Source organism: Rubrivivax gelatinosus (assembly GCF_004340905.1).
Taxonomy (GTDB): domain Bacteria; phylum Pseudomonadota; class Gammaproteobacteria; order Burkholderiales; family Burkholderiaceae_C; genus Rubrivivax; species Rubrivivax gelatinosus.
In genome coordinates this window covers 112857-128014 of the sequence record NZ_SLXD01000012.1, presented here as the reverse complement: position 1 = coordinate 128014, position 15158 = coordinate 112857, and the positions used below count along the sequence as shown (strand labels likewise).

General features: G+C 71.3%; 8 protein-coding genes. 3 read left to right on the top strand and 5 right to left on the bottom strand.

The features are described from left to right. Positions 1-222 precede the first annotated feature (222 nt). Positions 223-1920 (top strand): MFS transporter, encoded by a 1698-nt coding sequence (locus EV684_RS18305; RefSeq protein ID WP_132648732.1) that lies wholly within the window; start codon positions 223-225, stop codon positions 1918-1920. Positions 1921-2055: 135 nt separating this feature from the next. Here EV684_RS18305 and EV684_RS18300 read toward each other — a convergent pair whose 3' ends face one another. From EV684_RS18300 to EV684_RS18290, 3 genes are all read right to left on the bottom strand, one after another. Further along, positions 2056-2412: an iron-sulfur cluster assembly protein gene (locus EV684_RS18300; RefSeq protein ID WP_132648731.1), complete on the bottom strand. Its 357-nt coding sequence runs from the start codon at positions 2410-2412 to the stop codon at positions 2056-2058. Between the two features lie 122 nt (positions 2413-2534). Then, on the bottom strand, positions 2535-4082 hold the full coding sequence (locus EV684_RS18295) for a malonate--CoA ligase (protein ID WP_132648730.1): 1548 nt from the start codon (positions 4080-4082) through the stop codon (positions 2535-2537). 61 nt (positions 4083-4143) lie between these two features. After that, positions 4144-5118 (bottom strand): Bug family tripartite tricarboxylate transporter substrate binding protein, encoded by a 975-nt coding sequence (locus EV684_RS18290; RefSeq protein WP_132648729.1) that lies wholly within the window; start codon positions 5116-5118, stop codon positions 4144-4146. A gap of 229 nt (positions 5119-5347) precedes the next feature. Here EV684_RS18290 and EV684_RS18285 point away from each other — a divergent pair, with 229 nt between their 5' ends. After that, on the top strand, positions 5348-7486 hold the full coding sequence (locus EV684_RS18285) for a D-(-)-3-hydroxybutyrate oligomer hydrolase (protein WP_132648728.1): 2139 nt from the start codon (positions 5348-5350) through the stop codon (positions 7484-7486). A 3-nt stretch (positions 7487-7489) separates the two neighbouring features. Here the strand turns inward: EV684_RS18285 and EV684_RS18280 are convergent, their stop codons facing one another. Continuing rightward, positions 7490-8602 carry an ABC transporter substrate-binding protein gene (locus tag EV684_RS18280; RefSeq protein WP_132648727.1) on the bottom strand — a complete coding sequence of 371 codons (1113 nt, stop codon included), beginning with the start codon at positions 8600-8602 and terminating at the stop codon, positions 7490-7492. Positions 8603-8780: 178 nt separating this feature from the next. Here EV684_RS18280 and uvrA point away from each other — a divergent pair, with 178 nt between their 5' ends. Continuing rightward, positions 8781-14531, top strand: a complete 5751-nt coding sequence (gene uvrA / locus EV684_RS18275; RefSeq protein WP_132648726.1) for an excinuclease ABC subunit UvrA — start codon at positions 8781-8783, stop codon at positions 14529-14531. Here the strand turns inward: uvrA and EV684_RS18270 are convergent. Continuing rightward, a complete protein-coding gene (locus EV684_RS18270) occupies positions 14528-15154 on the bottom strand; it encodes a protein-methionine-sulfoxide reductase heme-binding subunit MsrQ (protein ID WP_132648725.1) in 627 nt (208 codons plus the stop codon). The genes uvrA and EV684_RS18270 overlap by 4 nt on opposite strands. Positions 15155-15158: the final 4 nt, after the last annotated feature.

Genomic DNA, 15158 nt, shown 5'->3' with positions numbered 1-15158 from the left:
ACCGTTCAGGAAAGCCCTGTTCTCCCAAACCCTGGTCCGGTACTCAGGAATTTCCCGGAGAGCCGGTTGTGTTTCCGGATGCTGAAAAGCGAGCCTCGGGTTCGCCCCAAAAACGTAAGGAATGGTTCAGTTTGGCGTCAGAAAGCGGTCAGAGCCTGCTTCGACATTGCGCCGCATGTGCCGCCACCGGGCGTGCGGCACGCAACGCAGGAGACAAACAGCATGGCATCCACCGCCGCAGCGGTGCCCTCGAACGCCCCGATGACTCGCGAGGAGCGCAAGGTGATCTTCGCCTCCTCGCTGGGCACGGTCTTCGAGTGGTACGACTTCTACCTCTACGGTTCGCTGGCCGTGATCATCGGCAAGCAGTTCTTCGCCGCGCTCGACCCGACGGCGCAGTTCATCGCCTCGCTGCTGGCCTTTGCCGCCGGCTTCATCGTGCGGCCCTTCGGCGCGCTGGTCTTCGGCCGCCTGGGCGACATGATCGGCCGCAAGTACACCTTCCTGGTGACGATCCTGATCATGGGTCTGTCGACCTTCATCGTCGGCGTGTTGCCCAGCTACGCCTCGATCGGCATCGCCGCGCCGATCATCCTGATCGGCCTGCGCATCCTGCAGGGCCTGGCGCTGGGCGGCGAGTACGGCGGTGCCGCGACCTACGTCGCCGAACACGCGCCGCACGGCAAGCGTGGCGCCTACACCTCGTGGATCCAGACCACCGCGACGCTGGGCCTGTTCCTGAGCCTGCTGGTCATCCTCGGCACGCGCACCGCGATGGGCGAGGAAGCCTTCGCTGCCTGGGGCTGGCGCATCCCGTTCATCGTCTCGATCCTGCTGCTGGCCATCAGCGTCTGGATCCGCCTGTCGATGAACGAGTCGCCCGCCTTCCGCAAGATGAAGGAGGAGGGCAAGACCTCGAAGGCGCCGCTGACCGAGAGCTTCGGCCAGTGGAAGAACCTGAAGATCGTGCTGCTGGCGCTGTTCGGCCTGGTGATGGGCCAGGGCGTGGTCTGGTATTCGGGCCAGTTCTACGCGCTGTTCTTCCTGACCAGCTCGCTCAAGGTCGACCCGGCGACGGCGAACATCATGATCGCGGCCTCGCTGCTGATCGGCACGCCCTTCTTCGTCGTCTTCGGCACGCTGTCGGACAAGATCGGCCGCAAGCCGATCATCCTGGCCGGCATGCTGCTGGCGGTGCTGACCTACTTCCCGCTGTTCAAGGCGCTGACCAACGCCGCGAACCCGGAACTGGCCGCCGCCCAGGCCGCCTCGCAGATCGTGGTGCGTGCCGACCCGGCCACCTGCTCCTTCCAGGGCAGCCCGATCGCGCGCGAGGTCGACTTCACCTCGGCCTGCGACATCGCCAAGCGCGCACTGACGCAGAACTCGGCCAGCTACGACAACGAGGCGCTGCCGGCCGGCTCGCCGACGGTCGTGCTGATCGGCGACAAGCAGATCACGCCGCCGACGGCGACGACGATCGCCGGCGGCCACAAGTTCTCCGAGGACTCGACCAAGGCCATCGCCGGCTTCAAGAAGGAGCTGAGTGAGACGCTGAAGGGCGCGGGCTACCCGGCCAAGGCCAAGCCGATCGAGTTCCTGAGCGGGCAGTGGTGGTCCATCGTCGGCATCCTGACCATCCTCGTGATCTACGTGACGATGGTCTACGGCCCGATCGCCGCGATGCTGGTGGAGCTGTTCCCGACGCGCATCCGCTACACCTCGATGAGCCTGCCGTACCACATCGGCAACGGCTGGTTCGGCGGCCTGCTGCCGTCGATCACCTTCGCGATGGTGGCGGCCAACGGCAACATGTACCACGGCCTGTGGTACCCGATTGTCATCGCGTCGATCTGCTTCGTCGTCGGCCTGCTGTTCATCCGCGAGACCAAGGACCGCGACATCTACGCGGCGGATTGACGACCCCCCGTAGCGCCTGCGGCGCTCCCTCAAGGGGGCGCCGCCGGTGGCCCGGCAAAGCCGGTCCACGGCGGCCGCTTGATCGAATGCAAAAAGCCGGGCGATGCCCGGCTTTTGTTTGGGGGAGCGGAAACCTCAGACCGCGTGGCGAACGTAGACGTCGGTGTCGGGCAGCGCGCGGCGCAGGGCCTGGAAGGCGCCTTCGGCCAGGTCGCGGCCCATGCCGCAGCTCGGCAGGAAGCTGACGGTCAGCTCGGCTTCGTCGTCGCCGATGCGCAGCGCCTTGACGAGCTGGCGGTCGACGATGTTGCCGCCGTCGGCAGCGACGACGCCGCGCAGCGACTCCAGCACGCAGTTCACCAGCGCCGGATGGCCGCGCAGCTCGGGTGCAGGACACGGGCGGCCGAAGCCGCCGCCGCAGCTGCCATGGCTGGCCATGCAGCCGCCACAGCCTGGTTCGGGCAACAGACGGATCGGCTGTGTCTTGTTCATATCCGTAATTATGACGGGGCTCTGAGTCCAATCAACTAGGACACTCGGAAATCTGGAGGCCGATATGTCCAGGACAAAGCCGCGTATCCGATGGGCATTTCGCTGGGCGGCACGCGCTTGCGTCAAGCGGCATCGCGGCCGCTGAAGCTGGCCTGATAACTTTCGCGCAGCAGCTTCTTCTGCACCTTGCCCATCGTGTTGCGCGGCAGTTCGGGCACGACGAAGACCCGTTTGGGTACCTTGAAATGCGCGATGCGGTCCTTCAGTGCCGCGATCAGCGCCTCGCCGTCCAGCGTCGCACCGGGCCGCGGCACGACGGCCGCGACCACGGCTTCGCCGAAGTCCGGATGCGGCACGCCGACGACCGCCGACTCGACGACACCCGGCAGGTCGTCGATCAGCGACTCGATCTCGGCCGGGTAGACGTTGAAGCCGCCGGTGATGACCAGATCCTTGCTGCGGCCGACGATCGTCACCCAGCCGTCGGCGTCGACGCGGCCGACGTCGCCGGTCTTGAACCAGCCGTCGGCGCTGAACTCCTCGGCGGTCTTCTCCGGCAAACGCCAGTAGCCCGAGAAGACGTTGGGCCCGCGCACCTCGATGCCGCCGATCTCGCCCGGCGGCACCGGCTCGCCGTTCTCGCCGCAGGCGCGCAGCTGCACGCCGGGCAGCGCCGGGCCGACCGTGCCGCCGCGCCGGGCTTCCTCGGGGCGGTAGGGGTTGGAGGTCAGCATGACGGTCTCGCTCATGCCGTAGCGCTCGAGGATCACGTGGCCGGTGCGGTTGCGCCAGGCGCGGAAGGTGTCGATCAGCAGCGGTGCCGACCCGCTGACGAAGAGCCGCATCTTCGTGCAGCGCTCGCGGTCCAGTGCCGGCTCGGCCAGCATGCGCACGTACAGCGTCGGCACGCCCATGAAGACCGTGGCCTCGGGCAGGCGCTCGACGACCGCGGCAGCGTCGAAACGCGAGAACCAGATCATGCGCGCCCCGGCCAGCAGCGCGCCGTGCGAGGCGACGAACAGCCCGTGCACGTGGAAGATCGGCAGCGCGTGGATCAGCACGTCGTCGCGCTGCCAGGCCCAGGCCTCGTGCAGCACGCGCGCGTTGCTCAGCAGGTTGCCGTGCGAGAGCATCGCGCCCTTGCTGCGCCCGGTGGTGCCGCTGGTGTAGACGATGGCCGCCAGGTCGCCGCCCGCCCGCGCCACCGTCTCGTGCTCGTCGGGCTGGAACGCGGCGCGGTCGAGCAGCGTGCCGCTGCGGTCGTCGCCCAGCGTGTAGACGTGTTTCGTGCCGGCCTGGAAGGCGATGCGGCTGGCCCAGCCGAAGTTGCGTGGCGCGCAGACCACGACGGCCGGTTCGGCGTCGCCGATGAAGTACTCGATCTCGGCGGCCTGGTAGGCGATGTTCAGCGGCACGACGACGTGGCCGGCGCGCAGGATCGCCAGGTAGAGCATCATCGCCTCGACGCTCTTGTCGACGTGCATCAGCACGCGCGAGGCCGGCGGCAGGTCCAGCGAGGCCAGCAGCCTGGCCAGCATCGCGGTGCCGCGGTCGAGATCGCGCCAGGTGTAGGCCAGCGGCTGCGGGCTGTCGCCGCAGTCGATGGCGATCGAGTCCAGGTCGTCGGGGAACGCGGCGCGCAGGGCGCCGTACAGATTCTGGTCGGACATCGTCATCCTGTCGGGAGCGGAGGCTGGGCCGATCCTAGGCCCTCTCCGGGTCCCGGGGCGGTCAATCCAGCTTGGCGCCCGAACGTTTGACGACCTCGGCCCAGCGCCGTGTCTCGGAGGCGACGAAACGGCCCAGCGCCTCGCCCTGCAGGTCCGGCGGCTCGGCGCCCAGGCCGGTCCAGATGGCGCGCAGCTCGTCGCTGGCGATCGTGCGCCGCACGTCGGCGCCAAAACGGTCGACGGCCTCGCGTGGCGTCGCCTTGGGCGCGAACAGCGCGTACCAGGTCGAGACGACGTAGTCGGGCAGGCCCTGCTCGCGTGCGGTCGGCACGTCGGGAAAACCGGGCGCGCGCCGTGTGCCGGCGACCGCGATCGGATGCAGCTTGCCCGACTTGATGTGCGCCGCCGACGAGGCCAGGCCGTCGAACATCAGGTCCACCTGGCCGGCGATCAGGTCCTGCAGCGCCGGCCCGGCGCCGCGGTAGGGAATGTGGGTGATGAAGGTGCCGGACTGCTGCTTGAACAGCTCGCCGGCCAGGTGGTGCGAGGTGCCGTTGCCGGCCGAGCCGTAGTTCAGCCCGGCGGGTCTGCTGCGCAGCAGCGCCAGCAGCTGCGGCAACGTGCGCGCGGCCACGCGCTGCGGGTTGACGACGATGACCTGCGGCACGCTGGCCACCAGCGTCACCGGCACGAAGTCGTTCTCCAGGCTGTAGTCCAGCTTGGGGTACATCGCCGGCGCGATCGCGTGGTGCACCGCGCCCATGAAGAAGCTCGTGCCGTCCGGCGCGGCCTTGGCGGCGATGCCGGCGCCCAGGTTGCCGCCGGCGCCACCGCGGTTGTCGATCAGGTACTGGCGGCCGGCGGCGCGTGTCATCGCGCCGAACAGCGGGCGCGCGAAGGCGTCGGTGCCGCCGCCGGGCGGGAAGGGCACGACGATCGTCACCGGGCGCGAAGCCGGGGACTGGGCCCGCGCCCAGGCGGGGGCGAGCACGACGGAACCTGCGGCCAGCAGCCGGCGGCGGGACCAGGACGGCATGAGTCTCCTCCTCTGTTGTCCCGCGGGCAGGCGGGTACAGCCATGCTGCCATCGGCCCGGTGGGCTGACGCCCGGGTGAAGCCCGGGGGCTTACCCGCGGTCGGTCCCCCCGCGTTCCGGGCGGTGGGTTTGTCCGCTCCCCGCCGGCCTGCGCCGCGATGCATCCTGCGCGCCGGCGCCCCAGCGCCGGGCGAGGCAACGGCCCGCTCCCCCGTCAGGAGAAACGACCGTGAAGCACACCCCGACCTGGACGGCCGCTGCCGCCGCCTGCCTGCTGTCCGGCGCTGCGGCCTCGGCCGCACCCGCCAACACCCTGCCCGCCGGCGTGCGCGGGCCCGTCACCGAGACCACCTACGACGGCGTCGCCGACGATCTGCTGACCGCCGGGCTCGGCAAGACCGGCCTGATGGGCGCCACGCCGGCCTTTGCCGACCCGCTCGCGCCGACGCCGGCCGAGCTGCGCCGCAACGCGATCTACGTGAACTACCGCGCCCTGGTCGACTACACCGCCGCCGGCGGCATGGGCGTCTTCTACGGCCCCAACATCGACGCCGAGGGCCGCGACACGCTGGGCGAGGGCAAGGTCGCCGGGCGCGAGACGCTGGCCTGGCACGACGACGGCAGCGGCCGGCAGAACGTCACGCTGATGGTGCAGGTGCCCGACCGCTTCGACCCGGCGCGGCCGTGCATCGTCACCGCCACGTCCTCGGGTTCGCGCGGCATCTACGGCGCCATCGGCACCGCCGGCGAGTGGGGGCTCAAACGGGGCTGCGCCGTCGCCTACACCGACAAGGGCAGCGGCAACGGCCTGCACGAGCTGACGGCCGACCGGGTGACGCTGCGCGACGGCCGCGTCGTCGATGCCGCCGCCGCCGGCACCGAGGCGCTGTTCCGCGCCCCGCTGTCCGACGCCGAGCGCGAAGCCCTGCTCGCCCAGGCGCCGTACCGCGTGGCCTACAAACACGCGCACTCCAGGCAGAACCCCGAGGCCGACTGGGGCCGCCACACGCTGCAGGCGGTGCGTTTCGCCTTCTGGGTGCTCAACGAGCGCTACGGCAAGGTCGGCCGCGACGGCCGCCGCGAGGCGACGCTGAACGCGCGCAACACGATCGTCATCGCCAGCAGCGTCTCCAACGGCGGCGGCGCCGCGCTCGCCGCCGCCGAGCAGGACCGCGAAGGGCTGATCGACGGCGTCGCGGTCAGCGAGCCGAACGCCCAGCCGCGCTGGCTGCACGGCCTGGCGATCCGCCAGGGCGACACCGCGGTGGCGACGATCGGGCGCCCGCTGGCCGACTACTTCACGTTCGCCAACCTCTACCAGCCCTGCGCGCTGCTGGCGCCGGCGGCCGGCGGCGGCACGGCGGTGGCCTCGGCCTTCTGGCCGGCGGCCTTCACCGCGTCGGCACAGAACCGCTGCACGGCGCTGGCAGCCCAGGGCCTGCTTGCCGGCAGCACGCTGGCCGAGCAGGCCGAGGACGCGCTCGCCCGGCTGCACGCCTACGGCTGGACCCGCGACGCCGATTTCCTTCACCAGTCGCATTACCGCTTCGCGACGAACTCGATCGCGACGACCTACACCAACGCCTACGGCCGCTTCGGCGTCGAGGACCGGCTCTGCGGTTTCAGCTTCGCCAACACCGACTCGGCCGGCGCGCCGGCCGCGCCCTCGGCCACCGGGGTCGCGTCGATCTTCTCGACCGGCAACGGCGTGCCGCCGACGACCGGCGTCAACGTCGTCTACGACGCCTCGGCGGGCGGCGCTAAGCTCGACTTCCTCGCCGTGTCGCCCGGCAGCGGGCTGGCCGACTTCGCGCTCGACGGCGCGCTGTGCCAGCGCTCGCTGGTCACCGGCCGCGACGACAGCGACCGCCTGCTGAGCGGCGCGCAGCGCGAAGCCGCGCAGCGTGTGCGCCGCGGCATCACCGAGGTCCGGCTGGACGGCCGCCTGCGTGGCAAGCCGGTGCTGATCGTCGCCGGCCGCAGCGACGCGCTGCTGCCGGTCAACCACACGGCCCGCGCCTACTACGCGCGTGTCCAGGCCCAGGGCGCGGCCGACAATGTGCGCTACGTCGAGGTGACGAACGCCCAGCACTTCGACGGCTTCATCTCGCTGGGCGCCTTCCTCGGCTACGACACGCGTTTCATCCCGCTGCACGTCTACTTCAACCGCGCGATGGACGCGATGTGGGCGCATCTGACGCAGGGCGCGGCGCTGCCGCCCAGCCAGGTGGTGCACACCGTGCCCCGCGGCGGCAGCCCGGGCGCGGCACCGGCGCTGACGGCGGCCCACGTGCCGCCGATCCAGGCCGCGCCGGCCGAGTCGGCGCGAATCGTCTTCGGTGCGGGCACGCTGTCCGTGCCCGACTGAGACTCAGCGGCGGAAACGCCCGTCGCTGATGATCGACAGCTCGGTGTAGTCCAGCCCCGAGTGGTCGGCGGGGCCGTAGCTGATCTCCAGCCCGCCCAGGTCGACTCGCTGGAAACCTTCCAGCGCCTGGCGCAGGGACTGGCGCGTCGGGTTGGGGCCGGCGCGGCGCAGGCCCTCGACCAGCACCCGGGCGCCGGCGAAGCCTTCGATCATCGCCGGCGTCAGCTCGTTGATGCCGGCGGCGCGTGCCAGCTCGCTGGCCTCGCGCACCATCGACGTGGACAGCGCGCGTTCGCTCGGGAACACCTGCGCGACGATGGTGCCCGAGGCGTGTTCGCCCATCGCCTTGACGAAGCCGCTGGAGGCGTTGTTGGACAGCGTGCCGATCTGCGCGCGTGAACCCGCCGCACGCAGCGCCTGCGTGCCTTCGGACACCGCCTCGGCGGTGCCGATGAAGACGACGGCCTGCACGTCGCCGGCCTTGGCCTTCTGCACCAGCGCGCTGAACACCGGCCGGGCGCGGTCGAAGGTCTCGACGAAGACGGGTTTGAGCTTCGCGTGCTCGAAGCCGCGTGTCGCGCCGGCGGCGGCGTCGGCGCCGAACGAGTCGTCGACGTGGGCCAGCCCGATGCGCGACATGCCGATCGACGCCAGGTGGTGCACCAGCTTCTCGGCCTCGCGCTGGTAGGGCGCACGCACGTTGAAGATCCAGGGGTCGACCGGCTTGTGCAGCAGCATCGCGCCGGTGGAGGGTGCGACCAGCGGCACCTGGTACTGCGCCAGCATCGGCCGGATGGCCTCGGTGTGCGGCGTGCCGCGGTTCAGGAACAGCGCCGTGACCTGGCGCACCATGATCAGCCGCAGCGCGTTCTCGGCCGCGCGCGCGGGCTCGAAACGGTCGTCCAGCGTGACGAGTTCGATGCGCCGGCCGCCGATGCCGCCGCTGGCGTTGACGCGGTCGAACCAGAGCTTGGCTCCGAGCACGTTCTCGTTCGCACCGGCCGCTGCCGGGCCGGTCAGGCCGGTCGTCTGGCCGATGAGGATCTGCGCCGTGGCGGCGAAGCTCGTCAGGACGCCGAGGCAGAGGACGGCGGCGAGACGCCGGAGTTCACGCATGGCGGGTGGCGAAGATCGTTGCGAAGCCGTCGAGCATATCGAAGCGCCTCCGTTCTAGGGGGGTGAAGCGGTCCAAGAGTTCACGGCCGGAGCGCTCTCGTTTGCCCGGCCGGGCGCCGGCAGGCGTCGCGAGGGGCTCCTAGAATGACCGGTTCGCCTATCCGCCGAGCCCTCCAAGATGTCGTCCGGCTCCATCCGCATCCGCGGCGCCCGCCAGCACAACCTCAAGAACCTCGACCTGGACATCCACACCGGCGAGCTGACGGTGGTGACCGGCCCCAGCGGCTCGGGCAAGTCCAGCCTGGTCTTCGACACGCTCTACGCCGAAGGCCAGCGGCGCTACGTCGAGACCTTCAGCGCCTACGCGCGCCAGTTCCTGGACCGCATGGACCGCCCGGCGGTCGACCGTGTCGACGGCGTGCCGCCGGCCATCGCGATCGACCAGACGAACCCGGTGCGCACCAGCCGCAGCACGGTCGGCACGATGACCGAGCTCAACGACCACCTGAAGCTGCTGTACGCGCGCGCCGCCCAGCTCTTCGACCGCGAGACCGCGCTGCCGGTGCGCCACGACACGCCGGAGACCATCCACGACGACCTCGCGGCGCGGGCCGCCGCCGCCGGCGACCCGCGCCTCGTGTTCAGCTTCCCGGTCGAGCTGCCGGCCGACACCACGGCCGAGCAGCAGGAGCAGTGGCTGTCGGCCGCCGGCTTCACGCGCGTGCAGGGCGAGCGTGTCGCGGGCGACCGCAAGATCCTCGACGTCGTCGCCGACCGCCTGCGTTTCGCCGGCGCCGAACGGGCGCGCGTGATGGAAGCGATCGAGCTCGCGCTCAAACGCGGGGGCGGCCGGCTCACGGTGCACGTCGGCGACGACGGCACGACCTGGAGATACAGCACCGGGCTGCACTGCCCCGAGAGCGACATCCGCTACGCCGAGCCGCAGCCGGCGATGTTCAGCTTCAACTCGGCCTACGGCGCCTGCGACACCTGCCGCGGTTTCGGCCGTGTCATCGGCGTCGACTTCGGCCTCGTCATCCCCGACGAGCGCAAGACGCTGCGCAACGGCGCGATCAAGCCGCTGCAGACGCCGGCCTGGGCCGAGTGCCAGGACGACCTCATCAAGTACGCCGGCGAGGCCGGCATCCCGCGCGACACTGCCTGGAACCAGCTCACCCCGGCGCAGCGCGACTGGGTCATCGAAGGTTCGCCGAACTGGACCGGCAACTGGAACAAGCAGTGGTACGGCATCCGCCGCTTCTTCGGCTACCTGGAGAGCAAGGCCTACAAGATGCACATCCGCGTGCTCTTGTCCAAGTACCGCAGCTACACGCCCTGCACGGCCTGCGGCGGCGCGCGGCTCAAGCTCGAGCCGCTGCTCTGGCGCCTGGGCACGAAGGCCGACGCCGACGCGGTGCTGCCGCCGGCGCAGCGCTACCTGCCGGTCGGCGCCGCCTGGAGCCGCGAGCAGCTCCAGGCGCTGCCCGGCCTGGGCCTGCACGACCTGATGCAGCTGTCGATCGAGCGCCTGCGGCGTTTCTTCGACGGCCTGACGCTGCCCGGCACGATGCTCGACGAGGCGCTGAAGCTGCTGCTCGACGAGGTGCGCACGCGGCTGAAGTACCTCAACGACGTCGGCCTGGGCTACCTGACGCTGGACCGGCAGAGCCGCACGCTGTCCGGCGGCGAGGTCCAGCGCATCAACCTGACGACCGCGCTCGGCACCTCGCTCGTGAACACGATGTTCGTGCTCGACGAGCCCTCGATCGGCCTGCACCCGCGCGACATGGGGCGCATCGTCACCGCGATGCATCGGCTGCGCGACGCCGGCAACACGCTGGTCGTCGTCGAACACGATCCGGCGGTGATGCTGGCCGCCGACCGCCTGATCGACATGGGCCCCGGCCCGGGTGAACGCGGCGGGTCCATCGTCTTCGACGGCACGCCCGACGAGGCGCGCGACGCCGACACGCTGACCGGCGCCTACCTCGGCGGCCGGCGCCAGGTCGGCATCGGCATCCGGCGTGCGGTCGGCGCCAGCACGCCGAAGCTGATCCTCGAAGGCGCCCGCGAGCACAACCTGAGGAACGTCAGCGTCGAGCTGCCGCTGCAGCGCCTGGTCGTCGTCACCGGCGTCAGCGGCTCGGGCAAGAGCACGCTGATCCAGGACGTGCTGTACCCGGCGCTGGCGCGCCACTTCGGCAAGCCGACCGAGACTCCCGGCGAACACGATCGGCTGCTGGGCATGGACTGGCTGTCCGACGCCGTCTTCGTCGACCAGAGCCCGATCGGCAAGACCGCACGCAGCAACCCGGCGAGCTACGTCGGCGCCTTCGACGAGCTGCGCAAGCTCTTCGCCGACGCGCCGCTGGCGCGCGAACGCGGCTACACCGCCGGCACCTTCAGCTTCAATGCCGGCGACGGCCGCTGCCCGACCTGCGGCGGCTCGGGTTTCGAGCACGTCGAGATGCAGTTCCTGTCCGACGTCTACCTGCGCTGCCCCGACTGCGACGGCCGCCGCTACCGCGCCGAGATCCTCGACGTGAAGCTGGTGCGCGGGCCGATGCAGTTCTCCATCGCCGACGTGCTGGACCTCACCGTCGCCGAGGCCGTGCACTGGTTCCAGCAGGACCGCGAGGTCGTGCAGCGGCTGCAGCCCATCGTCGACGTCGGCCTGGACTACGTGCGCCTGGGCCAGCCGGTGCCGACGCTGTCGGGCGGCGAGGCGCAGCGGCTCAAGCTCGCCGGTTTCCTCGCCGAGGCGGCGGCCGGCAAGCGCCCGGCGGCGCCGGCCGGCGGCGGCAGCGCGGCCTGGGCCGGCGCCTTCGCCGACCGCGACACGCGACTGGCGCTGCGCCGCGGCACGCTGTTCCTGTTCGACGAGCCGACCACCGGCCTGCACTTCGACGACATCGCCAAGCTGATGCGCGCGCTGCGCAAGCTGCTGGAGGCGGGGCACTCGCTGCTGGTCATCGAACACAACCTGGACGTCATCCGTTCGGCCGACTGGATCGTCGACCTCGGCCCCGAAGGCGGCGAGGCCGGCGGCGAACTCGTCTGCGCCGGCACGCCCGAGGACCTGAAGGCGCATCCGGGCTCGCACACCGGCGTCGCGCTGCGTGACTACGAGGCCGCGCTGGGCCTGGGCGTCGCGCGTGCCGCCGAACGCACCGCCGCGGGCCCGGACGGCACGCCGCTGCAGACGCTGGTGCGTGCCCGCCGCCGCGAGCGCCAGGCCGAGGACGACACGATCCGCATCGTCAACGCCAAGGAGCACAACCTCAAGAGCCTGTCGGTCGACATCCCGCGCGGCAAGTTCAACGTCGTCACCGGCGTCAGCGGCTCGGGCAAGAGCACGCTGGCCTTCGACATCCTGTTCAACGAAGGCCAGCGCCGCTATCTGGAGAGCCTGAACGCCTACGCGCGCAGCATCGTGCAGCCCGCCGGCCGGCCCGAGGTCGACGCCGTCTGGGGCATCCCGCCGACGGTCGCGATCGAGCAGCGCCTGTCGCGCGGCGGGCGCAAGAGCACGGTGGCGACGACCACCGAGCTGTGGCACTTCCTGCGCCTGCTGTGGGTGAAGCTGGGGCTGCAGCACTGCGTCAAGGACGGCGCGCCGGTGCGCGCGCAGAGCGCCGAGAGCATCGCCGCGCAGCTGCTGCGCGACCACCGCGGCCAGCACGTCGGCCTGCTGGCGCCGCTGGTCGTCAACCGCAAGGGTGTCTACACCGACCTCGCCCGGTGGGCCTCGGCGCGCGGCCACACGCACCTGCGTGTCGACGGCGAGTTCGTGCCGGTGTCGCCGTTCCCGCGCCTGGACCGCTTCAAGGAGCACACGATCGAGCTGCCGGTCGGCGACCTGGTCGTCGACCCGGCCGGCGAAGCCGAGCTGCGCGCGCTGCTGTCCAAGGCGCTGGAGCTGGGCAAGGGCGTGCTGCACCTGCTGCACCCGCTGGACGGCCTGGCCGAATCGATGGACGGCGGCGGCAACGGCCGCGGCATCGGCGCGCTGAAGGTCTTCTCGACCAAACGCGCCTGCCCGGTCTGCGGCACCAGCTACCCCGAGCTGGACCCGCGCATGTTCAGCTACAACAGCAAACACGGCTGGTGCACGCACTGCGTCGGCACCGGCCTGGCGCTGACGCGCGAGCAGCGCAAGGCCTTCGACGACTCGGTGCGCGACGACAGCGACAAGGGCCGCGAGCAGAGCTTCCCGTCCGAGGAGCCCGAGGTCGAGGGCCTGGCCGACCAGCCCTGTCCGGAATGCCAGGGCGCACGCCTGAACCCGGCGGCGCGGGCGGTGACCTTCGACGACGAGTCGATCGGCGCCATCGCGCGGCTGTCGGTGCGCGAGACCCGCGCCTGGGTCGAGGCGCTGGAACTCACGGGCCGCGACGCCGAGATCGCACGCGACATCGTCGCCGAGATCCGCAGCCGGCTGCAGTTCCTCGAGGACGTGGGCCTGGGCTACCTGACGCTGGACCGGGCCGCGCCGACGCTGTCGGGCGGCGAGGCGCAGCGCATCCGCCTGGCGGCGCAGCTGGGCAGCAACCTGCAGGGCGTCTGCTACGTGCTCGACGAGCCGACGATCGGCCTGCACCCGCGCGACAACCGCATCCTGCTCGACGCGCTGCACAAGCTCGGCGAGCAGGGCAACACGCTGGTCGTCGTCGAACACGACGAGGACACGATCCGGCGTGCCGAACACATCATCGACATCGGGCCGAGCGCCGGCGTGCGTGGCGGCCGCCTCGTCGCCCAGGGCTCGGTGGCCGACCTGTCGGCGGCGCCCGAGTCGCTGACCGGGCGTTTCCTCGCCGCGCCGCCGAAACACCCGCTGCAGGCCCGCCGCCCGGTCGAGGCCGATGCGCCGGCGCTCGCGCTCACCGGCGCGTCGCTGCACAACCTGAAGAACGTCGACGTGACCGTGCCGCTGAGGCGCCTGGTCGCCGTCACCGGTGTCAGCGGCTCGGGCAAGAGCACGCTGGCGCGCGACGTGCTGCTGGCCAGCGTGCAGGCCGCGGTGACGCAGAAGTCGACCAAGGCCGGGCGCGACACGATGCTGGCCAACGGCTTCCACGGCCTCGTCGGCTGCACCGGGCTGGCGGGCTTCGAGCCGGTCGACCGCGTGCTGGAGGTCGACCAGACGCCGATCGGCAAGACGCCGCGCTCCTGCCCGGCGACCTACATCGGCTTCTGGGACGCGATCCGCAAGCTCTTCGCCGAGACGCTGGAGGCCAAGGCGCGCGGCTACGCCGCCAACCGCTTCAGCTTCAACACCGGCGACGGCCGCTGCCCGGCCTGCGAAGGCCAGGGCCTGCGCACGATCGAGATGAGCTTCCTGCCCGACGTGAAGGTGCCCTGCGACGTCTGCCACGGCGCGCGTTTCAACGCCGAGACGCTGGCCGTCACCTGGCGCGGCAAGAGCATCGGCGACGTGCTGCGCATGGAGGTCGACGAGGCCGTCGGTTTCTTCGCCAGCATGCCGGCGATCGCGCACCCGCTGCAGCTGCTGAAGGACGTCGGCCTGGGCTATCTGACGCTGGGCCAGCCGAGCCCCACGCTGTCCGGCGGCGAGGCGCAGCGCATCAAGCTCGTCACCGAGCTGTCCAAGGTGCGCGACGACGTCACGCGGCGCGGCAACCGGCTGCCGCACACGCTGTACGTGCTCGACGAGCCGACGGTCGGCCTGCACATGGCCGACGTCGAGCGCCTGGCGCGGGTGCTGCACCGGCTGGTCGACGCCGGCCACAGCGTCGTCGTCATCGAGCACGACCTGGACGTCATCGCCGAGGCCGACTGGATCCTCGACCTGGGCCCCGAAGGTGGCGGCGAAGGCGGCCGCGTGGTGGCCGCCGGCACGCCGGAGCAGGTGGTGGCCGCCGGCACGCACACCGGGCGCGCGCTGGCGCCGGTGCTGGCGCGCTAGGGCAGCGCCGGGCGCGGCGCCGGCCGCAGCCGGCGCCAGACACGCCAGCCGAGCAGCACGCCGAGGATCGCGGCATAGACCGCGACCTCGGCGTAATCGTGTTTGCCCGAGCGCATCCAGAAGAAGTGCAGCAGCGCCAGGCCGGCGGTGGCGTAGACCGCGCGGTGCAGCAGCTGCCAGCGCCGCCCGCCCAGGGCCTTGATCGCCGCGTTGAACGAGGTCGCGGCCAGCGGCAGCATCGTCAGCAGCGCCGCGGTGCCGACGAGGATGAACGGGCGCTTGGCGATGTCGTGCACGATGGCGTCGACATCGAAACCCATGTCCAGCCAGGCGAAACACAGGAAGTGCACGGCGCCGTAGAAGAAGGTGAACAGCCCCAGCATGCGCCGCAGCCGCGCCAGCGCGTGCCAGCCGCTCATCTGGCGCAGCGGCGTCACGGCCAGCGTCAGGCACAGGAAACGCAGCGTCCAGTCGCCGGTGGCGCGGATCAGCGCCTCGGCGGGGTTGGCGCCCAGCGTGTTCGCGACGGCGCCCCAGACCAGCCACGCGGCCGGCAGCAGCGCGAGCACGAAGACGGCCGGCTTGGCCGCCGGCGAGGCCAGCAGCTTGTTCACCGCAGACACGGGC

Coding starts and splice junctions, on each gene's coding strand:
- EV684_RS18295 (WP_132648730.1), bottom strand. CDS start 4,082: ATGTCCGACCAGAATCTGTACGGCGCCCTGCGCGCCGCGTTCCCCGAC.
- uvrA (WP_132648726.1), top strand. CDS start 8,781: ATGTCGTCCGGCTCCATCCGCATCCGCGGCGCCCGCCAGCACAACCTC.
- EV684_RS18280 (WP_132648727.1), bottom strand. CDS start 8,602: ATGCGTGAACTCCGGCGTCTCGCCGCCGTCCTCTGCCTCGGCGTCCTG.
- EV684_RS18290 (WP_132648729.1), bottom strand. CDS start 5,118: ATGCCGTCCTGGTCCCGCCGCCGGCTGCTGGCCGCAGGTTCCGTCGTG.
- EV684_RS18305 (WP_132648732.1), top strand. CDS start 223: ATGGCATCCACCGCCGCAGCGGTGCCCTCGAACGCCCCGATGACTCGC.
- EV684_RS18300 (WP_132648731.1), bottom strand. CDS start 2,412: ATGAACAAGACACAGCCGATCCGTCTGTTGCCCGAACCAGGCTGTGGC.